At 73.1% G+C, this 24,594-nt stretch carries 20 protein-coding genes; 9 read left to right on the plus strand and 11 right to left on the minus strand.

All coding sequences use genetic code 11. The annotated features are described in order from the left end of the window. Positions 1-170: 170 nt before the first annotated feature. Positions 171-1,100 carry a 16S rRNA (cytidine(1402)-2'-O)-methyltransferase gene (gene rsmI / locus CP982_RS18560; RefSeq protein WP_150511562.1) on the minus strand — a complete coding sequence of 310 codons (930 nt, stop codon included), beginning with the start codon at positions 1,098-1,100 and terminating at the stop codon, positions 171-173. A gap of 62 nt (positions 1,101-1,162) precedes the next feature. Between rsmI and CP982_RS18565 the strand changes: the two genes are divergently transcribed. After that, complete coding sequence (locus tag CP982_RS18565) at positions 1,163-2,905, plus strand: dolichyl-phosphate-mannose--protein mannosyltransferase (protein ID WP_150511563.1); 1,743 nt, start codon at positions 1,163-1,165, stop codon at positions 2,903-2,905. Positions 2,906-2,930: 25 nt separating this feature from the next. Here CP982_RS18565 and CP982_RS18570 read toward each other — a convergent pair whose 3' ends face one another. After that, positions 2,931-3,698: a polysaccharide deacetylase family protein gene (locus CP982_RS18570; RefSeq protein WP_150511564.1), complete on the minus strand. Its 768-nt coding sequence runs from the start codon at positions 3,696-3,698 to the stop codon at positions 2,931-2,933. 208 nt (positions 3,699-3,906) lie between these two features. On the opposite strand from CP982_RS18570, the gene CP982_RS18575 reads away from it, so the two are divergent. The 5 genes from CP982_RS18575 (at position 3,907) to CP982_RS18595 (ending at position 9,620) form a co-directional block, all read left to right on the plus strand. Further along, the gene (locus tag CP982_RS18575) at positions 3,907-4,506 is read left to right on the plus strand and encodes a hypothetical protein (RefSeq protein WP_150511565.1); all 600 of its coding nucleotides are present in this window, start codon (positions 3,907-3,909) and stop codon (positions 4,504-4,506) included. 120 nt (positions 4,507-4,626) lie between these two features. Further along, a complete protein-coding gene (locus CP982_RS18580) occupies positions 4,627-6,258 on the plus strand; it encodes a penicillin-binding transpeptidase domain-containing protein (protein WP_150511566.1) in 1,632 nt (543 codons plus the stop codon). Between the two features lie 183 nt (positions 6,259-6,441). Then, on the plus strand, positions 6,442-8,172 hold the full coding sequence (locus CP982_RS18585; protein WP_150511567.1) for a penicillin-binding transpeptidase domain-containing protein: 1,731 nt from the start codon (positions 6,442-6,444) through the stop codon (positions 8,170-8,172). A 66-nt stretch (positions 8,173-8,238) separates the two neighbouring features. After that, positions 8,239-8,772 (plus strand): YbaK/EbsC family protein, encoded by a 534-nt coding sequence (locus CP982_RS18590; protein ID WP_150511568.1) that lies wholly within the window; start codon positions 8,239-8,241, stop codon positions 8,770-8,772. Further along, complete coding sequence (locus tag CP982_RS18595; protein ID WP_150511569.1) at positions 8,769-9,620, plus strand: EamA family transporter; 852 nt, start codon at positions 8,769-8,771, stop codon at positions 9,618-9,620. The genes CP982_RS18590 and CP982_RS18595 overlap by 4 nt, the downstream gene beginning before the upstream one ends. 34 nt (positions 9,621-9,654) lie before the next feature. On the opposite strand, the gene CP982_RS18600 is transcribed toward CP982_RS18595, so the two are convergent. From CP982_RS18600 to CP982_RS18615, 4 genes are read right to left on the minus strand one after another with little or no spacing between them, the layout of a single operon-like run. Beyond that, positions 9,655-10,851: a serine hydrolase domain-containing protein gene (locus CP982_RS18600; RefSeq protein WP_150511570.1), complete on the minus strand. Its 1,197-nt coding sequence runs from the start codon at positions 10,849-10,851 to the stop codon at positions 9,655-9,657. A gap of 36 nt (positions 10,852-10,887) precedes the next feature. Beyond that, entirely contained in the window at positions 10,888-11,646 is a 759-nt protein-coding gene (locus CP982_RS18605; RefSeq protein WP_150511571.1) for an energy-coupling factor ABC transporter ATP-binding protein, read from the minus strand. Then, positions 11,634-12,395 (minus strand): cobalt ECF transporter T component CbiQ, encoded by a 762-nt coding sequence (gene cbiQ / locus CP982_RS18610; RefSeq protein WP_150511572.1) that lies wholly within the window; start codon positions 12,393-12,395, stop codon positions 11,634-11,636. The genes CP982_RS18605 and cbiQ overlap by 13 nt, the downstream gene beginning before the upstream one ends. Before the next feature lies 1 nt (position 12,396). After that, positions 12,397-13,476 carry an energy-coupling factor ABC transporter permease gene (locus CP982_RS18615; protein WP_150511573.1) on the minus strand — a complete coding sequence of 360 codons (1,080 nt, stop codon included), beginning with the start codon at positions 13,474-13,476 and terminating at the stop codon, positions 12,397-12,399. A gap of 264 nt (positions 13,477-13,740) precedes the next feature. Between CP982_RS18615 and CP982_RS18620 the strand changes: the two genes are divergently transcribed. Further along, on the plus strand, positions 13,741-14,109 hold the full coding sequence (locus tag CP982_RS18620; protein ID WP_150511574.1) for an SsgA family sporulation/cell division regulator: 369 nt from the start codon (positions 13,741-13,743) through the stop codon (positions 14,107-14,109). Positions 14,110-14,130: 21 nt separating this feature from the next. Here CP982_RS18620 and CP982_RS18625 read toward each other — a convergent pair whose 3' ends face one another. Beyond that, positions 14,131-16,356: an MMPL family transporter gene (locus CP982_RS18625; protein WP_150511575.1), complete on the minus strand. Its 2,226-nt coding sequence runs from the start codon at positions 16,354-16,356 to the stop codon at positions 14,131-14,133. Positions 16,357-16,479: 123 nt separating this feature from the next. Beyond that, positions 16,480-17,070, minus strand: a complete 591-nt coding sequence (locus CP982_RS18630) for a TetR/AcrR family transcriptional regulator (protein ID WP_150511576.1) — start codon at positions 17,068-17,070, stop codon at positions 16,480-16,482. A 158-nt stretch (positions 17,071-17,228) separates the two neighbouring features. On the opposite strand from CP982_RS18630, the gene CP982_RS18635 reads away from it, so the two are divergent. Together CP982_RS18635 and CP982_RS41805 are read left to right on the plus strand one after the other, a co-directional pair. Next, positions 17,229-20,483, plus strand: a complete 3,255-nt coding sequence (locus CP982_RS18635; protein ID WP_150511577.1) for a S41 family peptidase — start codon at positions 17,229-17,231, stop codon at positions 20,481-20,483. A gap of 92 nt (positions 20,484-20,575) precedes the next feature. After that, the gene (locus tag CP982_RS41805) at positions 20,576-20,743 is read left to right on the plus strand and encodes a hypothetical protein (protein ID WP_170316456.1); all 168 of its coding nucleotides are present in this window, start codon (positions 20,576-20,578) and stop codon (positions 20,741-20,743) included. A 293-nt stretch (positions 20,744-21,036) separates the two neighbouring features. Here the strand turns inward: CP982_RS41805 and CP982_RS18640 are convergent, their stop codons facing one another. From CP982_RS18640 to CP982_RS18650, 3 genes are read right to left on the minus strand one after another with little or no spacing between them, the layout of a single operon-like run. Continuing rightward, the gene (locus tag CP982_RS18640) at positions 21,037-21,921 is read right to left on the minus strand and encodes an SDR family oxidoreductase (protein ID WP_150511578.1); all 885 of its coding nucleotides are present in this window, start codon (positions 21,919-21,921) and stop codon (positions 21,037-21,039) included. Beyond that, positions 21,918-22,868, minus strand: a complete 951-nt coding sequence (locus CP982_RS18645; protein ID WP_150511579.1) for an alpha/beta fold hydrolase — start codon at positions 22,866-22,868, stop codon at positions 21,918-21,920. The genes CP982_RS18640 and CP982_RS18645 overlap by 4 nt, the downstream gene beginning before the upstream one ends. Further along, positions 22,865-24,409, minus strand: coding sequence for a flavin-containing monooxygenase (locus CP982_RS18650; RefSeq protein ID WP_150511580.1), 1,545 nt, complete (start codon positions 24,407-24,409; stop codon positions 22,865-22,867). The genes CP982_RS18645 and CP982_RS18650 overlap by 4 nt, the downstream gene beginning before the upstream one ends. Positions 24,410-24,594: the final 185 nt, after the last annotated feature.

The following is a 24,594-nucleotide window of genomic DNA, read 5'->3' on the forward strand; positions in this document are numbered from 1 at the left end:
GCGGCCCACGCTTTTGCCTTTCACGATAGTCCTTTACCAGGCGATGGGCCGCTCGGAGGAATAAAACCCCGGAGCTCGAAACGCGCGGCGAAGGTGAGGAAAGTGCAGGCGGCATGCGTGTGCGCCGGTATCCCACGCCCCCGCGCACACGCTGTCGCTCCCGCCCCGCGTCACGCTTGCGGCGCGTGCTTCGCCGCGACCACGGCGTCGAAAACGCGCCGCTTCTGCAGCCCCGCGTCGGCGGCCACGGCGGCGATCGCCTCCTTGCGCCGCTCCCCCGCCTCCTCGCGCACCCGGACCCTGCGCACCAGCTCGTCGTCGTCGAGTTCGTCGCCGCTCCGCTCGGGCGCGCCCGTCACGACCACGGTGATCTCGCCGCGCACCCCTTCGGCCGCCCACGCGGCGAGCTCCTTGAGGGGGCCGCGGCGGACCTCCTCGTACGTCTTGGTCAGCTCGCGGCAGACGGCGGCCCTGCGCTCGGGGCCGAAGGCCTCGGCCATCGCGGCGAGCGCGTCGGCCAGGCGGTGCGGGGCCTCGAAGTACACCAGGGTGCGCCGCTCCTCGGCGGCCTCGCGCAGACGGGCGAGCCGCTCGCCCGCCTTGCGGGGCAGGAAGCCCTCGAAGCAGAAGCGGTCCACGGGAAGGCCGGAGAGCGCGAGCGCGGTCAGGACGGCGGAGGGGCCGGGCACCGCGGTGACCCGGATGCCCCGCTCGACGGCGGCCGCGACCAGGCGGTAGCCGGGGTCGGAGACCGACGGCATGCCCGCGTCGGTGACGAGCAGCACCCGCGCGCCGCCTTCGAGCGCGTCGGCGAGCTCGGGCGTGCGCGCCGACTCGTTGCCCTCGAAGTACGACACGACGCGCCCGCCCACGGTGACGCCGAGCGCCTGTGCGAGCCGCTTGAGCCTGCGGGTGTCCTCGGCCGCCACGACGTCGGCGCGCTCCAGTTCGGCGGCGAGCCGGGGCGGGGCGTCCGCGGTGTCGCCGATGGGGGTGCCCGCGAGGACGAGCGTGCCGGTGCCGTCGGGGGAGCCGCCGGGCGTGCCGCCGGGAGGAGTGCCGGGCGTGCCGTCGGGGCTTGAGTCTGCGCTTCCTGTCACGGTTCCATCCTCGCAGGGGCAGGGCGCGGGACTGTCACAGTCTGGTTCCCTACGATGGCGCGGTGACCAGTACCGCGTCGTCCCCGGACACCCGTGAGGGCCAGCATCCCGAGGAACAGCAGCCGTCGCCCTGGCACCGCAGACTGCGCCGCTTCGGCTACGCGGCGCGGCCCAGAGGCGATGTGCGGGCGCGGCTCGTCCCGCCGTACGCCGAGCCCGGCTCGCGGATCTGGGCGGCGCTCGGCGTACCGCCCCTGGCCGCGCGGCGGGTGACGCGCTGGTCGGGCTGGGGCGGACCGATCCTGGTGGCGCTCGTGGCGGGCCTGCTGCGGTTCTGGAACCTGGGCAGCCCGAAGGCGGTGATATTCGACGAGACGTACTACGCCAAGGACGCCTGGGCGCTGCTCCACCGCGGGTACGAACTGAGCTGGCCCGACAAGATCAACGACACGGTCGTCCAGCAGGGCGACTCCATCGCGCTGCCCACGGACGCCGCGTACGTGGTGCATCCGCCGGTCGGCAAGTACGTGATCGCCATCGGTGAATGGCTGTTCGGTTTCGACCCGTTCGGCTGGCGGTTCATGACGGCGGTGCTCGGCACCCTTTCGGTCCTGATGCTGTGCCGGATCGGGCGCCGCCTGTTCCGCTCCACGTTCCTCGGCTGTGTCGCGGGCGCGCTGCTCACCGTGGACGGGCTGCACTTCGTGATGAGCCGCACCGCGCTGCTCGACCAGGTCCTGATGTTCTTCGTGCTGGCCGCGTTCGGCTGCTTCCTGGTGGACCGGGACCGGGCGCGGGAGCGCCTGGCGGCGGCGCTTCCGGTGGGCTCCGACGGGGTCGCGCGCCCGGACCGGCGCGTCGCCGAGACCGTGCGCCTGGGGTGGCGGCCGTGGCGCTGGGCGGCGGGGCTCTGCCTCGGGCTCGCCTTCGCGACCAAGTGGAACGGCCTGTACATCATGGTGTTCTTCTGCCTGATGACGGTCCTGTGGGACGTGGGCGCGCGCCGTGTGGCCGGGGCGCGGCGGCCGTACGCGGCGGTGCTCAGGCTGGACGTGCTGCCCGCGTTCGCCGCGACGGTGCCGGTCGCCTTCGGCACGTATCTGCTCTCCTGGCTCGGCTGGATCCTCTCGCCGAGCGACGGCACCGGCGGCTACTACCGCAACTGGGCGGCGACGGACGGCAAGGGCGGCAGCTTCACCTGGCTGCCGGACTGGCTGCGCAGCCTGTGGCACTACGAGAACAAGGTGTACGACTTCCACGTCGGCCTGTCCTCGCCGCACACCTACCAGTCGAACCCGTGGAGCTGGCTCGTCGACGGCCGCCCCGTCTCGTACTTCTACGAGTCGCCGCTGCCCGGCAAGGACGGCTGCCCCGCCGACACCAAGGAGAAGTGCGCGCGCGAGGTCCTCGCGCTCGGCACCCCGCTGCTGTGGTGGGCGGCGGGCGCCGCGTTGGTCTATGTGCTGTGGCGCTGGTTCTTCCGCAGGGACTGGCGCGCGGGCGCGATCGTGTGCGGCATCGCGGCCGGCTATCTGCCGTGGTTCATGTACCAGGAACGGACCATCTTCTACTTCTACGCCGTGGTCTTCGTGCCGTTCCTGTGCCTGGCCGTGGCGATGCTCGTCGGCGCGCTGATCGGACCGCCCGGCTCCAGCGAGCGGCGCCGGGTGGCGGGCGCGGCGGGCGCGGGCGTCCTGGTCCTGCTGATCTTCTGGAACTTCATCTACTTCTGGCCGATCTACACGGGCACCGCGATCCCCATCGACTCGTGGCGCTCGCGGATGTGGCTGGACACCTGGGTCTAGCGGGGGGAGCCGGGCGGCGGCGGGGTCAGCGGACCGGGAAGCCGAAGGTGTAGCCCTGGCCCTTGAGCCAGGGCAGGAGCCGACGGAGGGCCTCGACGGTCTGGGTGCGGTCGCCGCCCGCGTCGTGGAAGAGGAGCGTCGGGCCGTTGGGCAGCTCCCGCTGGACGGTGGCGACGATGGCGTCCGTGCCCGGGCGCTCGAAGTCCTTGGTGTCCACGTTCCAGCCCAGCGGGCGCATGCCCCGGGAGGCGGCGAGCTTGCGGCTGTAGGGGGTGAACGCCCCGCCGGGCGCCCGGTAGTACATCGGGCGCACTCCGCCGGACGCCTTGGTGATCATGCGTTCGGCGTCGAGTATCTGCTTCGACTGGTAGGCCTGGGTGTCCTTGTCCATGGCGGTGTTGTGCGACACCGAGTGGTCGCACAGCCGGTGCCCGTCCGCGACGACCTTCTTCACGAGGTCCGGGTGGGCCTGCGCCTGCGTCCCCACCATGCAGAAGGTGGCCTTCACGTCGTACTGCCGCAGCAGGTCGAGCGTCTGGGGGGTCCACTTGGGGTCGGGGCCGTCGTCGATGGTGATGTTGACGCCGCGCTTCCCCTTCTCCGACGCGTGCGCGATGTCCGCCGAGACCGGCTTGGCCGCGGGCTCGGCGGGCGCGGTCGCGTTCGGTGCGGCGTCGTCCGCGTCACCGGCCTGCGCGGTCCACACCGAGGCTCCGGTGGCGAGCAGCATCACCCCGAGCGCCGCCCCGACCACCTTGCCGTACCAGCCCCGCCCACCGCTGTGCCGCGCCATGTCCGCCCCTCTCACAGTCCCTGTCGATCCCCGGCCCCCTTGTGACCACCCCGCAGGACGGAGAGGGGTGATCGAGGGATGCCTCTGTTACCGATCAAGGACAATTCCGGGAGGGTTCGCGGACAACTCCCCCGCGAACGGCGGCCGGAACCGTACGGGTTGGCTCGATCGCTTCCCTCCGTGCCGGTGCGCGCCCGAGAATGCTGCGATGGATCAGGGCATCGCCGGACTGGCCGCGGGCATCGCAGGGCTCATCGGGGCCGGGGTGGGGGGACTCGCCACGGCCTACGGGGCCCGGATCGGTGCGCAGAAGACCATCGAGGCGGCGCAGACCCAGGTCCAGGCGCAGTCGTCCGTCGACCACCAGCAGTGGGTGAGGGACCAGCGCCGTCAGGCGTGCACCGACGTCTTCGACGCGTTCAGCCGCTATGTGCAGGTGGCGAGTTCCTGCGGCTCCTGCGTCCGGGCGGCCCGCGCGCTGCCGGACGACGAGATGACCGAGCTGTTCGCGGCCACGCGTGAACTGCTGATCGTGTCGGGACACCTGGAGCTGTGGGGGCCCGACGAAATCGTCGCCGCCGCCCAGGAGATCACCGGCACGGCGCACGCTCAGCACAAGCTGTTCGCGCGCTGGCTGGAGGCGTTCGAGTCCGGCGACGCGGAGGCCATGGGCGATCAGGCGGGCCGGATCGACTCCGGCTGGGAGAGCCTCGCCCGGGCGAGGACGGACTTCGCCCGGGCCGTACAAACCCATCTGACGGCCCATTCGCTTATGGGCGGTCCCTGTCGGCCGGGCGATTCTTCTTGACGCATAGCGATCGAGAATATGGCTGAACATCTGCGAGTCGCGCGCTTCCCCACCGAAAAGCCTGCGTAAGCCGCTGTCCCTCCTCCTAAAGTGTGGGCATTCCTGGGGAGGGAGCGCTTCATGCGCAAACAAGTGAAGACCGTCATGGTCGGCGGGGTCTTCGCCGTCATGGTGGGGGGAGCCGGATACGGCACGTTCAACGTGGTGAACGCGCTGAACGACGACGGCGGTTCGGCGTCGGGAACGGCCGCGGTGAAGAAGGGGACGCCCGACGCGAGGGAAGTCCGCGACACCGCGCGGACGTTCCTCACGGCCTGGGCGAAGGGGGACGCGGACACGGCGGCCGTGTACACGAACAACGCGGAGGCGGCCGCGCTCGCCCTGACCGGCTACCGCGAGGACGCGCACATCCGCGAGGTGCGGCTGACGCCGGGCCGGATCCAGGGCACCCGCGTGCCGTTCTCGGTCCGCGCCACCGTGTCGTACAAGGGCACGTCCAAGCGCCTCGCGTACGCGTCCTCGTTCGAGGTCGTGCGCGGCCGGTCCACCGGGCGGCCCCTGGTCGACTGGGAGGCGTCCGTCGTGCACCCGAAGCTGCACGAGGGCGAGAGCCTGGAGACCGGTGAGGCCGCGGCGCCGCCCATCCGGGCCGTGGACCGCGAGGGGCGGGTCCTGACGCCCGAGCGGTACCCCTCGCTCACACCGGTGCTCGCACGGCTGCGGGCGGCGTACGGCGAGAAGGCGGGCGGCCGCCCGGGGATCGAGCTGTACGTGCGGCGGGCCTCGGAGGACGCCGGTACGACGACGCTGCTCACGCTCGCCGAGGGGAGACCCGGCACGCTGCCGACGACGCTGAGCGCCGCCGCGCAGCGGGCCGCGGAGGACGCGGTCGCCAAGTACCCCGAGTCGTCGGTGGTCGCCGTCAAGCCGAGCACCGGCGAGGTGCTCGCGGTCGCCAACCACCGTGAGGACGGCTTCAACGCGGCCTTCGAGGGCAAGCTGGCGCCCGGCTCGACCATGAAGATCGTGACGGCGGCGATGCTCATCGACAAGGGCGTCGCCAAGGCGGGCGGCCCGGCGCCGTGCCCGTCGACGGCGACCTGGCAGAGCCAGACCTTCAAGAACCTCACCGGGCTTCGGCCGGACGGCGGGGCCACGCTCGCGGACAGCTTCGCGCGCTCGTGCAACACGGCGTTCGTGAAGCTCGTCGACGAGAAGCCGCTCACCGACGCCTCCCTCGCCGAGGAGGCGCGGGACAACTTCGGTCTGGGGCGGGACGACTGGCGCACCGGCATCCCCTCGGCGGACGGCTCCGTGCCCGCCTCCGGCGGCCCCGACCGGGCGGCGAACGCCATCGGCCAGGGCGAGGTGCAGCTCAACCCGCTGAACCTGGCGTCGGTGACGGCCACGGCGATGACGGGGTCCTTCCGCCAGCCCGTGCTCGTGCCGAAGTCCCTCATCGCGGGCGAACCGGCCACCGCGCGCGGCCTGTCCGCGGCCACCGTCGTCCAGCTCCGCCAGATGCTGCGGCGCACCGCGCTTTCCGGCACGGGCGCGCGGGCCATGGCGGGCCTCGGCACCGACGTCGGCGCGAAGACCGGCTCGGCGGAGGTCGACGGGCAGGCCCGGCCCAACAGCTGGTTCACGGGCTACCGCGGGGACGTGGCGGCCGCCGCGATGGCCCAGGAGGGCGGCCACGGCGGCGACACGGCGGGCCCGATCGTCGCAACGGTCCTACGAGCAACCCGCTGAAGGGAAGCGCCCCGAAGGGGCGCGGGGAACTGCGCGCCCAGCCCCAGACGGCCCGCAGGTCACACATAACCCGAACCAACCACGCCGCCCCCCGTGCCCGGACGGGCTCCCGCTAGGTTGGGCTTTCGGTGAGTTGAGCAGAGGTGCGGCGGGGGCCGACGGGGAATCACGGAGGGCTGGTTCGTGGGCAAGAGAAGACGTGTCGCCGAGCGCAAGAAGGTGCGTCCGGGCGTGCTCGGCGGGGCGGTGGTCGCCGTCGTGTGCGGGGTGGGTTTCGCCGCGTACGCCCTGGCAGGGGAGCCGGAGACGGGGGGCTCGGGCGGCGCGGACGGCAAGGCGGTGGCGTCGGGCCCGCCGACGGCCGCCGAAGTGCGCACCACCGCGCGGGAGTTCCTCGCGGCCTGGGCCGCGGGCGACGTGGACCGCGCGGCCGCGCTGACCGACGACCGCGACGCGGCGCGGACGGCCCTGCGGTCGTACCGCGAGGACGCGCGCGTCACGAAGGTGCGCCTCACGCCGGGCGAGCCCGCGAGCCGCAAGAGCGCGAAGGTGCCGTTCAAGGCCGCGGCGACGGTCTCGTACGAGGGAAACCGCAAGCGTCAGGGCGCGGTGGGCACGGTCCGCAAGCCGTACGCGTACGACTCGGCGCTGCGGGTGGTGCGCCGGGCGTCCGACGGCAGGACGCTCGTCGCCTGGCGCCCCTCCGTCGTCCACCCGGAGCTGAAGCCTGGCGACCGCCTGGTCACCGGCGAGGCGGGCAATCCGCCGATCAAGGCCCTGGACCGCGCCGGCGGCGCGCTCACGGCCGCCAAGTACCCCTCGCTCGGCACGGTCATCGACGGCATGCGGGACAAGTACGGCAAGAAGGCGGGCGGCACCGGCGGCATCGAGCTGCGGGTCGTCCGCAAGGACGCGCGGGACGCGGCGCGCACGAAGACCAAGAGCGACGACGCGAAGGTCACGCCCGACAAGACGCTCCTGACGCTCGCGCCCGGCACCCCGGGCACGCTGAAGACGACGATCAGCCCGAAGGCGCAGGCGGCGGCCGAGCGGGAGACGGCCAAGCGGAAGCGGGCGTCGGTCGTGGTGGTGAAGCCGAGCACCGGCGAGATCCTGGCCGTCGCCAACTCGAGCCCCGGCGGCTTCAACACGGCCTTCCAGGGCTCGCTCGCGCCCGGCTCCACGATGAAGGTCGTCTCGTCCTCGATGCTCCTGGAGAAGAAGCTCGCGGGCGTCGACAAGAAGCACCCGTGCCCCAAGTACGAGACGTACGGCGGCTGGAAGTTCCAGAACGACGACAAGTTCCAGATCAAGAACGGCACGTTCCGGGCGAGCTTTGCGCGGTCCTGCAACACGGCCTTCATCAGCCAGGCGAAGAAGCTCTCCGACGACGACCTGACCAAGCAGGCCCGGGACGTCTTCGGGCTCGGCAACGACAACTGGTCGATCGGCGTGTCGTCGTTCGACGGCGCGGTGCCGGTGCAGTCGGACGCGCAGATGGCGGCGTCGCTCATCGGCCAGGGCGGGGTGCGGATGAACCCGCTGAACATGGCGTCGGTGGCGGCGACGGTCAAGTCCGGCACGTTCCGGCAGCCGTATCTGGTCCCGCCCGCCCTGGACAGGCGCAAGCTGGCGACGGCCGCGCGGAAGATGTCCCCCTCGACGGCGTCCGCCCTGCGCGACCTCATGCACTACACGGCGGTCGCGGGCACCGCCGTCAAGCCGATGTCGGGCCTCGGCGCCGACTCCGGCGCGAAGACCGGCTCCGCCGAGGTCGACGGGCAGAAGAAGCCCAACGGCTGGTTCACGGCCTACCGCGGGGACGTGGCCGCGGCGGCGGTGGTGCAGGCGGGCGGGCACGGCGGCGACTCGGCGGGGCCCGTGGTGCGGGCGGTGCTGCTGGCCGGGGGCTGAGGGCCCGCCGCCCGGCCAGCGATACCCGGTCGCGTGGCGCCTACACCCACCGCTAGCGTGCGCCGCATGGGTACATCTGCGAGCGACGCGTACGACACCGGCGGTTCAGCCGCGCACCCCCGATTCGCGCGGGCCCTGCGCGAGCTCGGCCTCGACGAACTGACCGGCGCGGTCCGCCGGTTCCCCGACCGGACCAGGACCGCCGCCGAGGCCGCCGCCGCGATCGGCTGCGCACAGGACCGGATCTGCAAGTCCTTGGTCTTCGCCGCGGACGGGGTGCCCGTCCTCGTGCTCGTGGACGGCGCGTCCCGCGTCGACGTCGAGCGGGTGCGCGCCGAGCTGGGCGCGGAGCGGGTCACGCGGGCCGACGCGGCCGTCGTGCGGGAGACCACCGGGTACGCCATCGGCGGGGTGCCGCCCTTCGGGCACGCCACCAGGGTCCGGGTCCTCGCCGACCGTTCGCTGCTCGCCCACGACCTGGTGTGGGCCGCCGCGGGCACGCCCCACACCGTGTTCCCCATGGACCCCGAGAGCCTCGTCGCCCACGCCGGGGGCACCCTGGTGGACGTGCGCGAGGCGGCCGCCGGAACCGCTCGGTGACCCCGCTGGTCGCCGCGGCCGTCCTGCTCGCCGCCGTCACCCACGCCGCCTGGAACGCGCTCGCCCACCACATCACCGACAAACTCGTCGGCTTCACCCTCATATCGGGCGGCGGTGCCCTCATCGGGCTCCTCCTCACCCCCTTCGTGGCCCTCCCCCACGCCGGTGCCTGGCCCTTCCTGCTGCTCTCCGCCGTCCTGCACGTCGGCTACTACGCACTGCTCATGTGGTCCTACCGGCTCGGCGACTTCGGGCAGGCGTACCCCATCGCGCGCGGCACCGCGCCGCTGGTCGTGACCGTGCTCGCGGCGGTGTTCGCGGGCGAGGTGCCCGGCGGGTGGCAGGCCGCCGGGGTCGCCGTCTGCTCGGCCGGGCTCACCGGGCTCGCCCTGTGGGGCATCCGGGGTTCCGGTCGGCGGCCCGACTGGACGGCGCTCGGCGCGGCGCTCGCCACCGGCGTCTCCATCGCCGCGTACACCGTCGTGGACGGGCTCGGGGTACGGGCGTCCGGGTCGTCCCTCGGGTACATCGCCTGGCTGATGCTCGTGCAGGGCACGGTCGTTCCGCTGTACGCGGCGTGGCGGTGGCGCGGGGCGTTCGTGGGGCGGGTGCGGCCCGTGGCCGGGCTCGGGCTCCTCGGCGCGGCCCTTTCCGTCTCCGCGTACGCCCTCGTCCTGTGGGCCCAGACGCGGGCCGATCTCGCGCCGATCTCCGCGTTGCGGGAGTCTTCGATCATCGTGGGGGCGGGGATCGGGGCGGTGTTCTTCAAGGAGCGGTTCGGGGCACCGCGGATGCTGGCCGCGGGCGTGATGGTGGCGGGCATCGGCTTGATGCTGCACGCGGGCTGACGCCCTCGCGGGTGGCGCCCCAGGCCCGCGAGGGCTATGGCCGCAGGGAGCGCAGGGCCCGGAGCACGGTCTGGGGGCGGGGGTCCGCCGTGACGCCGCGGCCCATGCCGTTCGTGACGTACGCGAAGGCCAGGCCCGAGTCCGGGTCGGCGAAGGCCAGGGTGCCGCCGCGGCCGGGGTGGCCGAAGGAGGCGGGGGTCAACAGGGGCGCCGCGGGGCCGTGGAGCATGTAGCCGAGGCCGAAGCGGGTGGGGGTGACGAGGACGCGGTCGGGCCCGGCGGACGCCTCGCCCCGGGCGAGGGCGAGGGTGCCGGGCTCGAAGAGGCGCCCGCCCCCGTCGACGTCCCCGATGAGCGCGGCGTAGAAGCGGGCGAGCCCGTCGGCCGTGGCGATGCCGTTCGAGGCGGGCAGGGAGGCCGCGCGGTGGCCGGGGTCGTTCTCGTCGGGCGGCGGGTCGATCACCGCGAAGGCGCGCCGCGTCAGGGACGAGGGATCCGCGTACGCCGCCGCGACCTCCGGCTTGGGCCGCGCGCGCAGGCCGCCGCGCCCGGTGTCGGCGGCCAGCGGGCCGAGCCGTCCGACGCGCGCGGCCCGCGCGTCGGGGAGCCCGAGCCACAGGTCGAGGCCCAGCGGCCCCGCGACCTCGTCCGCGATCCACTCGCCGATGGCGCGGCCGGTGACGCGGCGCACCAGCTCCCCGGTCAGCCAGCCGTACGTGTGCGCGTGGTAGCCGTGGTCGGTGCCCGGCTCCCAGGCGGGCGCCTGCGCGGCGACGACCGCGGCCGCGAGGTCGGGCGAGTACGCCTCGGCGGGCGTCAGCGGCTGGTCGAGGGCCGGCACCCCGGCCCGGTGGGCGAGCACGTGCCGGACGAGCGCCCGCTCCTTGCCGCGCGCCTTGAACTCCGGCCAGTACGCGCCGACGGGCGCGTCCAGGTCGAGGCGTCCGCGCTGGTGCAGCAGGAGCAGCGCGGCGGCGGCCACGCCCTTGGTGGCCGAGCGGACGATCTGGGCGGTGCCCTGCTCCCAGGGGGCGCCGCCGTCGAAGTCCCGGGTGCCGCCCCACAGGTTCACCACGCGCCGCCCGTCGCGGTACACGACGACCGCCGCGCCCCGCTCGCCGAGCGCGCCGAAGGTGAGCCGGAAGGCGTCTCCGACCGGTTCGTAACCGGGGGCGACCGTGCCGTGCACGTCGGTGTCGGCCCCCGCCGCAGCCACTACGTCAGCGTCCATACCTGAGCCAACCACCCCGTGCCGCCGAAGATTCCACTAGCGGGCCACTCCCGCCGTCTTCGGATCGAAGCCGAAGGGCAGTTCCAGACGGTGGCTCCGCATCAGCTCCTCGTCCGCGAGCAGCTCCCCCGTGGCGCCGTCGGCCGCGATCACGCCCTCACTGAGGACCAGTGCCCTGGGGCACAGTTCGAGCGCGTACGGCAGATCGTGCGTGACCATCAGGACGGTGACGTCCAACGCGCGCAGGATGTCGGCGAGTTCACGGCGCGATGCCGGGTCGAGGTTCGACGACGGCTCGTCCAGGACGAGGATCTCCGGCTCCATCGCGAGGACCGTCGCCACGGCCACCCGGCGCCGCTGGCCGAAGGAGAGGTGGTGCGGCGGCCGTTCGGCGTACCCGTCCATGCCGACCCGGGCGAGCGCCTCGCGCACGCGCGCTTCGAGCTCCGGACCGCGCAGGCCCGCGGCCGCGGGGCCGAACGCGACGTCCTCGCGCACCGTCGGCATGAACAGCTGGTCGTCGGGGTCCTGGAAGACGATGCCGACCTTGCGGCGGATCTCCGCCATGTGCCGTTTGCCGACGGGCAGTCCGGCCACGGTGACCGTTCCCGCGCCCGCGGTGAGGATGCCGTTCAGATGGAGCACGAGCGTCGTCTTGCCCGCGCCGTTCGGCCCGAGCAGGGCGACGCGCTCGCCGCGCGTGATCGTCAGGTCCACGCCGAACAGGGCCTGGTGGCCGTCGGGGTAGGCGTAGGCGAGGCCGGAGACCTCCAGGGAAGCGGTCACAGGGTCCATCCCAACAGGCAGACGACGAGGGCGGTCACGGGCAGGGCGAGGGCGTACGACCACTGGGCACGGCTCGCCGTCACCTCGTCGATGACCGGCATGGAGCCGGTGTAGCCCCGGCTCACCATGGCCAGGTGCACGCGCTCGCCGCGCTCGTACGAGCGGATGAAGAGCGCCCCGGCCGACTTGGCGAGCACGCCCCAGTGGCGCACGCCGCTCGCCTCGAAGCCGCGGGACTCGCGCGCGACGCGCATGCGGCGCATCTCGTCCGCGATGACGTCGCCGTAGCGGATCATGAAGGAGGCGATCTGGACGAGGAGCGGCGGGAGTCTGAGCCGCTGCAGGCCGAGGAGCAGTTCGCGCAGCTCGGTGGTGGCGGCGAGCAGCACCGATGCGGCGACGCCGAGGGTGCCCTTGGCGAGGACGTTCCACGCGCCCCACAGGCCGCTCTCGCTGAGCGAGAGGCCGAGGACGTGCACGCGCTCGCCCTGCGCGACGAACGGCAGCAGGAGCGCGAACGCCACGAAGGGGGTCTCGATCAGCAGCCGCTTCAGCAGGAACAGGGCCGGTACGCGGGCCGCGTACGCCACGGTCGCGAGCAGTGCCGCGTACGCCGCGAAGGCCCAGACCGCCTCGCGCGGGGTGGACACCACCACGACCACGAAGCAGAGGACGGCGGTGAGCTTGGTGTGCGGCGGCAGCGCGTGCACCGCGGAGCGGCCGTGGCGGTACAGGCGGTGGGCGTGGCCCGCGCCCACGTCAGGCGCTCTCGGCGGGCTCGGTCACCGCGGCCGTCCCGGCCGGGTCGGTGTCCCCTGCGTCCTGTGCGCGCCGCCTGCGCACCGCCCAGAAGACGCCGGTGCCCGCGGCCACCGTCACGCCGACGCCGATGACGCCCGCGAGGCCGCCGGAGAGACGGCTGTCGGTGATCCCCTCCACGCCGTAGTCGAAGAAGGGCGAGTCCTTGGCGGCGTGCTCCTCCTCCTTGCGGTCGATGCCCTTGTCGTGGGCGACCTTCTCCAGGCCGTCCGGGTTCGTGGAGGCGTAGAAGGAGACGAAGCCGGCGAGGACGAGCGAGGTGACCAGGCCCGCGGCCCACAGCTTGCGGTGGGAGCGGGGGGCCGCGGGCGCGGGCTCGTGCGCGGCGGGCGCGTCGATCAGGGCGTCGCCCACCCGCAGCTTGAGCGGGGCGGTCAGGCCGCGCGCGCCGTGCACGAGGTCGGGCCGCACGGCGACGACCGCGCCGACGGTGAGCGCCGTGATGGCGGCCTCGCCGATGCCGATGAGGACGTGCACGCCGATCATGGCGGTGGCGACCTTGCCGATCGGGACGTCGGTGGTGCCGCCGACGGCGTAGAGGAAGGTGAAGGCGGCGGCCGCGGCGGGCACGGAGAGCAGGGCCGCCGTGAACGCGGCGGCGGTGAGCGAGCGGCGGCCGCGCGGCAGGACCTTCGCCAGGCCCCGGAAGACCGCGTACGCCACGACGGTGGTGACGACCGCCATGACCGTGATGTTCACGCCGAGCGCGGTCAGGCCGCCGTCCGCGAACAGGACGCCTTGCATGAGCAGCACCACGGACACGCACAGGACCCCTGTGAAGGGGCCCACGAGTATCGCCGCGAGGGCGCCGCCCAGGAGATGGCCGCTGGTCCCGGCGGCCACGGGGAAGTTCAGCATCTGCACGGCGAAGATGAAGGCCGCCACGAGACCCGCGAGCGGTGCCGTCCGCTCGTCCAACTCACGCCGTGCGCCGCGCAGCGCGACGGCGACGGCGCCCACCGCGGCCACGCCCGCGACGGCGGATACGGGAGCGTTGATGAATCCATCGGGGACATGCATACGCGCGCTCCTGGAAAGGTGCATGTCGTGAGCGTGGGGAGGCGCTCACGCGAAATGAGCGGATCGCTCCGAGCGGGACGCTCGTGAACCTTTCAATGATGTGCGCTGTTGCGAAAAGGTCGCAAGAGCGTATGAGTACCAATACGCGCCCCCGTCCGCGCCCCGGAACAGCGCCTCCCCGCGCACCTCAATATCTGTACATATGGGACATTGGGGAGAGGGCATCCGCACCTGTGCGGGCCGGGACGACGAGAGGACAGAACCATGTCAGCGGTCGAACAGGTCACCCGGGCCCACCTCGTCACCGACTCCCCCGACGACCACGTCGTCGTCCCCGTCGCACTGCGTTACGACCCGGAGGCCGATCCGCGCTCGGTGCGCATCGGCCTGCCCGGCACCGTGGCCCCGGGCGGCTCCGGGTCACCCGACTGGGTGCTTGAGCGCGATCTCCTGGAGCGAGGCCTTCGGGCCCCGGCGACCAGCGGTGACGTTCGGATCTGGCCCTGCGGCCGGGTGCAGGCGGTCGTGGAGTTCCACACACCGAAAGGCGTGGCGGTCGTGCAGTTCGACTCGTCCGCGCTGGTGCGCTTCCTGCGTCGTACGTACACGGCCGCCACGCCGGTCAGTCACTGACAGCGATCGGGGGCACGGGCGTCAGGCGCCCACGGGCTCCCGTCGCCCGTCGCGGTCGCCGGTGGCCGGGGGCGTCATGTCCTTCAGGCCCTCGCCCTCGACGTCCACGTTCGGCAGCGCCTTGTCCAGCCACTTCGGCAGGCCCCACGCCTTGCGGCCGAGGAGCGCGAGCACCGCGGGCACGATGGCCATGCGCACGATGAACGCGTCGAAGAAGACCGCGATCGCGAGGCCGAAGCCGATCATCTTGATCATCTGCTCGCTGGAGCCGATGAAGCCCGCGAAGACGGCGATCATGATGACCGCGGCCGCGGAGACCACGCGCGCGCCGTGCTTGAAGCCGGTGACGATCGCCTCGGTCGGGCTCTCCCCGTGGACGTACGCCTCGCGCATGCGGGTCACGAGGAACACCTCGTAGTCCATCGCGAGGCCGAAGACGACGCCCACCATGAAGATCGGCATCATGCTCATGATCGGGCCGGTCTGCTCCACGCCGAACAGCGAGCCCAGCCAGCCCCACTGGAAGACCGCGACCACCGCGCCGAGCGCCGCGAGCACCGAGAGCAGGAAGCCGAGCGCCGCCTTGAGCGGGACCAGGATCGAGCGGAAGACGACGATCAGGAGCAGGAAGGCGAGGCCCACGACGAGCGCGAGGTAGGGGAGCAGCGCGTCGTTGAGCTTCTGCGAGACGTCGATGTTCATGGCCGTGGAGCCGGTGACCATGACGTCGGCGCCGCTGTCGGCCTTGACGGTCTCGGCCTCGTCGCGGATGGCGTGGACGAGGTCCTCGGTCTCGGTGCCGCTCGGTTTGGAGGACGGCACGACGCTGATGATCGCGGTGTCGCCCGCCTTGTTGAGCACGGGCGGGCTCACGGTGAGCACGTCGTCCAGGCCGCCGACCTTCTTGGCGACCGCGGCCGCCTCGGCCTTGGGGTCCTTGACGCCCTTGAGGTCGGTGACGGTCATCAGCGGGCCGTTGTAGCCGGGTCCGAAGCCGTCCGCGATGAGGTCGTAGGCCTTGCGCTGGGTGGTGGAGGTGGGCTGCGAGCCGTCGTCGGGCAAGCCGAGTTCGAGGCTCGTGACCGGCAGGGCGGCGGCGCCGAGGCCGAGCACGCCGAGCAGCAGGACGGCGACCGGGCGGCGGACCACGAAGCGGGCCCAGCGGGTGCCGAGGTTCTCCTTGGCGGGCGCGGCCGCCTTCGCCTCGCGGCGGGCGAACCGCTTGCCCTTCTCGCCCATGGGCTTGACCTTGCGGCCCGCGTAGCCGAGCAGCGCCGGGATCATGGTGAGCGCGATCAGGACCGCGATGGCGACCGTGCCCGCCGCCGCGACGCCCATCTTGGTGAGCATCGGGATGTTGACGACCGCGAGGCCGACGAGCGCGATGACCACCGTCAGACCGGCGAAGACCACGGCGGAGCCCGCCGTGCCGACGGCCCGGCCCGCCGCGTCCTCGCGGTCGCGGCCCTCGGCCAGTTCGGCGCGGTAGCGCGAGACGATGAACAGGGCGTAGTCGATGCCGACCGCGAGGCCGATCATCATGGCGAGCGTCGACGTGGTCGTGCCGAGGTCGAGCGCGCTGGCCAGCGCGGTGATCGAGGAGACGCCGATGCCGACGCCGATCAGGGCGGTGAGCAGCGGAAGCCCGGCCGCCACGAGCGAGCCGAAGGTGATGACGAGCACGACGGCGGCGATCGCGATGCCGATGATCTCCGTGGCGCCGGTGTGCGGCATGGCCTGGAGCGCGTCGCCGCCGACCTCGACGGTCATGCCGCCCGTGCGGGCCTTGTCGGTGGTCTTCTCCAGGGCGTCCCGGCTGTCGTCGGTCAGCTCCATGGAGGTGACCTTGTACGTCACCGATGCGTACGCCGTGGTGCCGTCCTTGGAGACCGCCTTGGCCGCGAACGGGTCGTCGGCGCGCGCCACTTGGTCCGAGCCGGACTTGAGCGCGGTCACGGTCTTGCTGATCGCGGCCTTGTTGGCCGGGTCTGTGACCTTCTCGCCGTCCGGCGCCTTGAACACCACGCGGGCGCTCGCGCCGTCGGCGCTGGCCTCGGGGGCGCGCTGCTCCAGGAGGTCGAAGGCCCGCTGGGCCTCCGTGCCCGGTATCGAGAAGGAGCTGGACGCGGCGGTCGGCGCCGATGCGGCGCCCACGCCCGCGAGGGTGAGCAGCGCCACCCAGATCAGGGTGACGAAGTGCCGTCGCCGGAAGGCCAGTCGGCCGAGTTTGTAGAGGAAGGTGGCCACGAGGGGGTACTCCCGGTCAGGTCGTGGGGTGGCTTCGGGGCAGGGGGGATCGGCCCGACGACGTGAGCGGCTCGCGTCAGGTGGAACGGGTGGTTCTTCGAGAGGGGTGCTGCGGGTCTCGGGTCAGACGCCGAGGGCGGGGAGGATCACGGCGTCGATGTACTTGATGAGGAACTCCTGGTCGACCGTGCGCTCCTCGATGAGCTCACGGGCGGCGAAGCCGCCGACCAGCATGTGGATGACGTACTCCAGAGCCGGGTTGTCCGCGGTGACCTCGCCGCGCTCGACCGCGCGCCGCAGCATCGCGTCAAGGCCGGTGAGCTCCGGCTCGATGAGCAACTGGCGCAGCGCCTGGTGGAGTTCGGGATTGCCGTGGATGGCGTGGAACAGGCCGCGCATCAGGGCGTGGTCCTGCTCCATCTTGCAGTCGTCCTGCAAGGTCGCCATCCGCATGAGGTCCCCGCGCAGCGAGCCGGTGTCGATGTCCGCGAGGGACGCCGGCTTGTTGTGCCGCAGTGCCCGTGCGACGAGCTCCGGCTTGCCGCCCCACTGACGGTAGAGCGTGGCCTTGCTGGAGCGGGTGCGGGTGGCGACGGCGTCCATGGTGAGGCTCTCGTACCCCACCTCGCGGAGCAGGTCGAGCACGGCGTCGTACAGCTCGGCCGCGCGCTCGGGCGAGATCCGGCTGCGCCGTGCCGTTGCCGCTTCCGCCATGACCTTCACCCTTTCCACCGTCGACTGCCCTCGTACTCTACGCGGCCGAGATAGCGAAACGAAACGGTTTCGTACGTGCGCTCCGTCACAGAAACGAAACGGTTCCGTTCACTAGGAGAAAAGTTGCTGGACCAACAAGCTCGGCAAAGCATGGGGACGTGACCCAGGCGTACCTCCGCTTCCCCCACATCAGCGGCGACCGGCTCTGCTTCGTCGCCGAGGACGACCTGTGGGTGGCCCCGCTGGCCGCCGCGGGCGCCCCGCCGGGACGGGCCTGGCGGGTGACGGCCGACCGCACCAAGCTCGGCCACCCCCGCTTCGCCCCGGACGGCCGCCACATCGCGTACACGAGCTGGCGCAGCCTCGATCCGGAGATCCAGCTGGCGCCGGTGGACGGCGGGGCCGCGCGCCGCCTGACGTACTGGGGCTCCCCCGACACCCGCGTGTGCGGCTGGACGCCGGACGGGCAGGTCCTCGCCGTGTCCTCGCACGGCCAGCCCTTCTCGCACTTCTGCTGGGCCTACAGCGTGCCCACCGACGGCTCGCCCGGCGGCAAGCTGCCCTGGGGCCCGGTCCACGACATCGCGATCGACGACCTGGACGGCGAGCGCAAGACGCTGCTCCTGACCGGCAAGCCCCCGCACGAGCCCGCCGCCTGGAAGCGCTACCGGGGCGGCGCCACGGGCCGCCTCTGGCTGCACGGCGAGCACCTCCTCAAGGACCTCGAAGGGCATCTGGACGCGCCCATGTTCGTGTCCGGGCGCATCGCGTTCCTCTCCGACCACGAGGGCGTCGGCAACCTCTACTCCTGCCTGCCCGACGGCAAGGACCTGCGCCGCCACACCGACCACGACGCCTTCTACGCCCGGCACGCGGCCAGCGACGGCACCCGCGTCGTCTACCAGTGCGCGGGCGAGATCTGGCTCGTCGACGACCTGGCGGCGGACTCGGTTCCGCGGCGCGTCCCGGTGACCATCGGCGGCCCGCGCGCCGGGCGGCGCACCTACCAGGTGCCGGCCGCCCACCACATCGACGCCCTGTCCGTGGACACCACGGGCCGCGCGAGCGCGGTCGTGGTCCGGGGCAGCCTGTACTGGCTGACCCACCGCGACGGCCCCGCCCGCACCATCGCCGACACCCCGGGCGTGCGCGTCCGGCTCCCCGAGATGCTCGGCTCCGGCGGGCAGGTCGCCTACGTCACCGACGCCGAGGGCGAGGACGCGGTCGAGATCGCCTATCTGCCCCGGGCCAGCGGCGAGCGCGAACCGCGCCGCCTCGCGGCCGGGGAGCTCGGCCGGGTCCTGGAGCTGGTGTCCGACCCCGACGGTGAGCGCCTCGCCATCGCCGCGCACGACGGACGACTGCTCCTGGTCGACGCGACGGAGGACTCCAACGGCGAGGTCACCGAGCTGATCCGGTCCCTGAACGGGCCGGTGCGCGATCTGGCGTTCTCCCCCGACGGCGCCTGGCTCACCTGGTCGCACCCCGGCATCGGCCGCTCCCTGCGGCAGATCAAGCTGGCCCGGATCGAGGGGCCCGGGGCGCGCACCGTCATCGACGTCACCAACGGCCGCTTCGAGGACGAGAACCCGGTGTTCACCCGGGACGGCCGCTATCTCGCCTTCCTGTCCTGGCGCGGCTTCGACCCCGTCTACGACGTGCACACCGGCGACCTGTCCTTCCCGCTCGGCTGCCGCCCCTACCTCGTGCCGCTGTCCTCCGCCACGCCCTCCCCCTTCGCGCTCCTGCCGGACGGACGGCCCGCGGCGGGCGGGCTCGACCCGGACGACGACGGCGACTCCCGGGACGGACAGGTGACCGTCGAGGCGGAGGGCCTGGAGAGCCGGGTGACGCCGTTCCCGGTGGCGGCGTCCAAGTACTCGGCCCTGTACCCGGTGAGCGGCGGCGGTCTGGTGTGGCTGCGGTGGCCGATCTCGGGCGCGCTCGGCGAGACGTTCGCCAACCCGGCCGACACCTCGGGGCGGCCCACCCTGGAGTACTTCAACATCACCAAGGCCAAGAAGTCCGAACTGGTCGACCACCTGGACTGGTTCGCGCTCAGCGGCGACGGCAGCCGGCTCGTCGTCGTCGACGAGGGCGACCTGCGGGCCGTGCCGTCCACGGAGGCCGGCGACGGCGACAGCACGGTCTGGATCGACCTGCGGCGCATCCTGCACGACGTCGACCCGGCCGCCGAGTGGCGCCAGGCCTTCGACGAGGCGGGCCGCCTGATCCGCGCCTACTTCTGGGACCCCGGGATGTGCGGCATCGACTGGGACGCGGTCCTCGACCAGTACCGGCCGCTCGTCGAGCGCGTCGCATCGCCCGACGAATTCGCCGACCTGCTGCGGGAGGTCCTCGGCGAGCTGGGCACGTCGCACGCGTACGTGACCGCCGCCCGGCGCAACGAGGGGCCCGCCCACTACCAGCGCGCCATCGGCCTGCTCGGCGCCAACCTCGTGCGCCGCGACGACGGCTGGATGGTGAAGCGCATCCTGCCCGGCGAGTCCTCCGACTCCAAGGCCCGCTCGCCGCTCGCCGGTTCGGGCATCCGCGAGGGCGCCGTGCTCACGCACGTGGACGGGCGCCCGGTGGACCCGGTGACGGGCCCCTACCCGCTGCTCGGGGCGGCGGGCGGCACCACCGTGGAGCTGACCTTCATGCCCGCCGAGGGCGAGGGCCGCGCCCGGCGCGTCGCCATCGTGCCGCTGATCGACGAGCGGCCGCTGCGCTACCAGGACTGGGTCGCCAAACGCCGTGGTGTCGTACGGGAGCTGAGCGGCGGCAAGTGCGGCTATCTGCACATCCCCGACATGGGCGGCTCCGGCTGGGCCCAGTTCAACCGCGATCTGCGCCTGGAGGTCTCCCGGCCCGCGCTGATCGTCGACGTGCGCGGCAACGCGGGCGGGCACATCAGCGAGCTGGTCGTGGAGAAGCTGACCCGGAAGATCCTGGGCTGGGACCTCACCCGGAACGCGCAGGCCGTGTCGTACGCGTCCAACGCGCCCCGGGGCCCCGTGGTGGCCCTCGCGGACGAGGCGACCTCCTCCGACGGCGACATGATCACCGCCGTGTTCCGGCTCCTCGGACTCGGGCCCGTGGTGGGGCAGCGGACCTGGGGCGGCGTCGTCGGCATGACCGGGCGGCACACGCTCGGCGACGGCACCGTGATCACCGTGCCGATGAACGCGGGCTGGTTCGACGCGTACGGCTGGGGCGTCGAGAACCACGGCGTCGAGCCCGACATCGCCGTGCTGCGGACGCCCCTGGACTGGGCCGAGGGGCGGCACGCCCAGCTCGACGACGCGGTGCGGGTCGCGCTCGACCTCCTCGCCGAGCACCCCGCGGCCTGTCCTCCCGGGTACGACGACGTGCCCGACCGGCGGCGGCCGCCGCTGCCGCCGCGCGGGTGAGCGGAGCGTAACTGTCCGACATGCGTGGTATGTCGGCGCGTGGCAGGCTGGTCGAGGCCCGATCCCCTCACCCACACCGGGAGTGAACCTTCATGGGCATCAAGGACCAGTTCCAGGACAAGGCGGAGGAGCTCTCCGAGAAGGCCAAGCAGGCCGCGCAGCGCGAGCGCTCCTCGCAGCAGCGGGAGCAGTCCCAGGACTCCTTGGACGACGCGCAGCGGGAGGCGGAGGACCGGTTCAACCGGGACTACGACGCGTAACGCCAGCGCTGTGCTCGGGCGGGTGAGTGGGGTTTCCTCCCACCCACCCGCCCGTTTGCGCCCCGGCATTCGCCCGCCCGGCCCCGACGCGGAGCGCTGCCGCCCGGTGGGTGGTGCCGCCGCTGCCGCGGCGGGGTTTCCCACCCGCCCACCCGAAACTCCCCAGCTTCGCCGGTCCGGGTGGGGGCGGTGGGTGGGACTGCCCGTTGCCCGCTGTGGGCAATCGTCCCGCAGGGCGGGACGGGTGGGCACAGCGCCGAGGTGCCGCTCAGCCGTTCCAGCAAGGCGCAGCCCTAGGTGCCGCTCAGCCTGTGGGTGGCCTCGTCGGCGGTGCCGCCCGCGCCCACCAGGCCCGTGGAGACCTCGGCGAGCCGCGGCCCGAAGCGGCGCATCTCGCGCTGCCCGACCCCCGCGATGATCCCCGGCAGATAGGGCCGGACGCCCTGCATGCCCCGCAGCCACCACTGGCCGTAGACGTGGGCCGAGCGCCGCTCGATGCCCGCCACCAGTCGGTCGACGGCGGGCCCCAGGGGGTAGGTCTTGTTGGCCGGCCACGGCAGGCGCTGCCGCAACTCCCGCATCACGTCGTCCTGATCGGCCCCCCGCACCATGTCCGTGTCCGTCCAGGACAGATACCCGACCCCCACCTTCACGCCCTGGTGGCCGACCTCGGCCCGCAGCGCGTGCGCGTACGCCTCCACACCGGACTTGGACGCGCAGTACGCGGTCATCATCGGCGCCGGAGTGATCGCGGCGAGCGAGGCGATCTGCAGCAGATAGCCCCGGCTCTCGGCCAGGACGGGCAGGAACGCCCGCGCCGTCACCGCGCTGCCGATCAGGTTGACCTCGATGACCCGCCGCCAGGCGACGGGGTCCGAGGCCATGAAGGGCCCGCCGCTCGCGACGCCCGCGTTGGCGACGACGACGTCGGCCTTGCCGAAGCGCTCCTTGACCTCCGCCGCCACCCGCGCCATCGCCTCGTGGTCGGTGACGTCCGCGTACCAGAAGTCGCTCTCGGTGTGGAGCCGTCCGCTGACCTGCTTCAGCTCCTCCGGCTCCAGGCCCACGAGCGCGACGTGCGCGCCGCGCGCCGACAGCTTGCGGGCGAGGAGTTCACCGACTCCCCGCGCCGCCCCGGTGACGACCGCGACCTGCCCCTCCAGGCTGACCTTGCTCATGCGCCCTCCTTCAGTCGTCCGTACGCCCCGGACGGTCCGTGCGCGTAGGTGTCGGCGAGGTCCGCGACCGCGCGCGTCACCGCCTCCGGTGCCTCCACCGGCGTCATGTGCCCGACCCCCGCCAGCTCGGTCAGGCCGGTGCAGTGCGGCAGCGCCGCCGCGAGCCGCCGTGCGTGCACGACGGGGGTCAGCCGGTCCGCGGTCCCGGCGAGCACCGCCGTGGGGACCGTCAAGTCGGCGAGCCCGGCGTCGAGTTGGAGTCCGTCGAGGACGTGCGCCCAGCGGTACCGCGGCACGCGCGGGCACGCGTGCACGATCCGCGCACAGGCGTCGACCCGCTCGGGGGCCGAACCGGGGCCCATCGTCGCGTACTTGAGCAGCCCCCGCGCGAGCGGCGTGACCGGGCCCATCGGCGCCCGGGCCGCCAGGACCCGCCGGGTGAGGAAGGTGCGTACCGCGCCCGCGCGGAGCGGCACCACCGTCGACTCCGCGACCAGGCGCGAGCTGCCCGTGCTGCACAGCAGCGCCGCCGCCGCGTGCCCGCGCACCCCGGGCCGGGCGGCCGCCGCCATCAGCGTCATGCCGCCCATGGAGTGCCCGACGAGCACCGCCTGCTCGCCGGGCGCGAGCGTCGCGGCGAGCACGGCCTCCAGGTCGTCGGCCAGCGCCCGCGTGCTGTATCCGGCGGCCTCCACCGGCACCTGGCTGCGCCCGTGCCCGCGCTGGTCGTACACGATGACGCGGCGCGTGGCCGACAGGGCCCTGACCTGCGCCGCCCAGAACGCCGTCGAGCAGGTCCAGCCGTGGATCAGGACGACGGCGGGCGCGCCGTCGGGCCCGTGCGCCTCGACGTGGAGGCGGGTGCCGTCGGCCGACACGGCGGTCAGCTCGCGCGCGGCGACGGGCGGCGCGAACGGCCCGGCCGGGGCGTGCCCCCGGCGCCTCACGCGGAGACCTCCAGCTTGCGGCCGCCCCGGTCGGCGGGGCGTGCGGCGGGGGGCCGCAGCACCTCGTACTCGTTCAGGTCCACGCTGCGCGTCGCCGCGCGGAACTCCGTCGTGGTGCCGGGCCAGACCGTCGTGTTGACGCCGTTCGCGTCCAGGTACCAGCTGGTGCAGCCGCCGGTGTTCCACACGGTGCGCTTCATGCGCTCCTGCACGCGGCGGTTCCAGGCGCCCACGGCGCTCGGCCGGGCGGCGAGCGCGGCCCGGCCGCCGAGGACGTCCAACTGCCGCAGATAGTCCGCCAGATAGTTCAGCTGTGACTCGATCATGAGGATCATGGAGGAGTTCCCGAGGCCGGTGTTCGGGCCGATGACCGTGAGGAAGTTGGGGAAGCCCGCCGCGGTCGCGCCGCGCAGGGCCTTCATGCCGTCCTTCCAGGTCTCCATCAGCGTGCGGCCCTCGTCGCCCACCACGCGGTCGGCGATCGGCATGTCCGTGACGTGGAAGCCGGTGCCGAAGACGATCGCGTCGACCTCGGCCTCGGTGCCGTCGGCGGCCACCACCGTGGAGCCGCGCACCTCCGCGAGGCCGCTCGCGACCACGTCCACGTGGGGCTGCGCGAGCGCCGGGTAGTAGCTGTTGGACAGGAGGATGCGCTTGCAGCCGATGCGGTACGTCGGGGTCAGCTTGGCGCGCAGCTCGGGGTCCTTGATGGCGCGCGCCATGTTCCGCTTGGCGATGCTCTCGATCAGGCCCAGCTCGTTCGGGCGCTTGGTGAACGCCTGCACCTGAAGCTCGCGGATGCCCCACAACAGGCCGCGCCGCAGCTGCGTGGTGAACGGCAGCTGCCGGTGCAGCCAGCGCTCGGCCCCGGTGATGTCCCGGTCCGCGCGCGGCATGACCCACGGCGGCGTGCGCTGGAAGAGCGTGAGGCGGCGTACGTCGCGCTGGATCTCCGGCACGATCTGGATCGCGGACGCCCCGGTGCCGATCATCGCGACGCGCTTGCCGCGCAGGTCGTAGTCGTGGTCCCAGCGAGCGGAGTGGAAGACCTTGCCGGGGAAGGTGTCGAGCCCCGGGATGTCGGGCGTCTTCGGGTCGGACAGCGGCCCGGTGGCGGACACCACGACGTCGGCGGTGAGGCGCCCCTGGCTCGTCTCAAGCTCCCACAGCAGCCGCTCGCCGTTCCAGCGGGCCCCGCGCACCTCGGTGTCGAGGCGGATGTGCGGCCGCAGCCGGAAGGTGTCGGCGACCCGCTCCAGGTAGTCCCAGATGTGCTCCTGGCCGGAGAAGGTGCGCGGCCAGTCGGGGTTGGGCGCGAAGGAGAACGAGTACAGATGGGACGGCACGTCGCAGGCGCAGCCCGGATAGCTGTTGTCGCGCCAGGTGCCGCCGACCGCGTCGGCGCGCTCCAGGACGACGAAGTCGGTGACGCCCTCCCGGCGCAGCCGCACGGCGGCCCCGATGCCGCCGAACCCGGATCCGATCACCGCCACCCGGACGTGCTCGTGCGCCTCGTCGCGTACCCGCTTGCGTTCGGCCATGCCGCCGCCTCCCGAAGTCCCATGACTCTGCCAGTAATTGCTGGCACAATTGGAGCGTAGAGCAGCTCCGTACTGATGGGTAGGGGGCTGCGGGGGAAAGTTACCGACGGTAGGGCTCGGGCCTGCGCATAGGCTGCCGGTGTGGCGGGAGATGGGGCGGACGCGGTGACGGACGGGACGACAGC

Source organism: Streptomyces spectabilis (assembly GCF_008704795.1).
Lineage (GTDB): Bacteria > Actinomycetota > Actinomycetes > Streptomycetales > Streptomycetaceae > Streptomyces > Streptomyces spectabilis.

Bases quoted from the DNA above. Each gene is read 5' to 3' on its own strand.
- CP982_RS18650 (WP_150511580.1), bottom strand. From the start codon at position 24,409: ATGGCCGAACGCAAGCGGGTACGCGACGAGGCGCACGAGCACGTCCGG.
- CP982_RS18615 (WP_150511573.1), bottom strand. From the start codon at position 13,476: ATGCATGTCCCCGATGGATTCATCAACGCTCCCGTATCCGCCGTCGCG.
- CP982_RS18630 (WP_150511576.1), bottom strand. From the start codon at position 17,070: ATGGCGGAAGCGGCAACGGCACGGCGCAGCCGGATCTCGCCCGAGCGC.
- CP982_RS41805 (WP_170316456.1), top strand. From the start codon at position 20,576: ATGGGCATCAAGGACCAGTTCCAGGACAAGGCGGAGGAGCTCTCCGAG.
- CP982_RS18620 (WP_150511574.1), top strand. From the start codon at position 13,741: ATGTCAGCGGTCGAACAGGTCACCCGGGCCCACCTCGTCACCGACTCC.
- CP982_RS18640 (WP_150511578.1), bottom strand. From the start codon at position 21,921: ATGAGCAAGGTCAGCCTGGAGGGGCAGGTCGCGGTCGTCACCGGGGCG.
- CP982_RS18605 (WP_150511571.1), bottom strand. From the start codon at position 11,646: ATGGACCCTGTGACCGCTTCCCTGGAGGTCTCCGGCCTCGCCTACGCC.
- CP982_RS18575 (WP_150511565.1), top strand. From the start codon at position 3,907: ATGGATCAGGGCATCGCCGGACTGGCCGCGGGCATCGCAGGGCTCATC.
- CP982_RS18570 (WP_150511564.1), bottom strand. From the start codon at position 3,698: ATGGCGCGGCACAGCGGTGGGCGGGGCTGGTACGGCAAGGTGGTCGGG.
- CP982_RS18590 (WP_150511568.1), top strand. From the start codon at position 8,239: ATGGGTACATCTGCGAGCGACGCGTACGACACCGGCGGTTCAGCCGCG.
- CP982_RS18580 (WP_150511566.1), top strand. From the start codon at position 4,627: ATGCGCAAACAAGTGAAGACCGTCATGGTCGGCGGGGTCTTCGCCGTC.
- CP982_RS18600 (WP_150511570.1), bottom strand. From the start codon at position 10,851: ATGGACGCTGACGTAGTGGCTGCGGCGGGGGCCGACACCGACGTGCAC.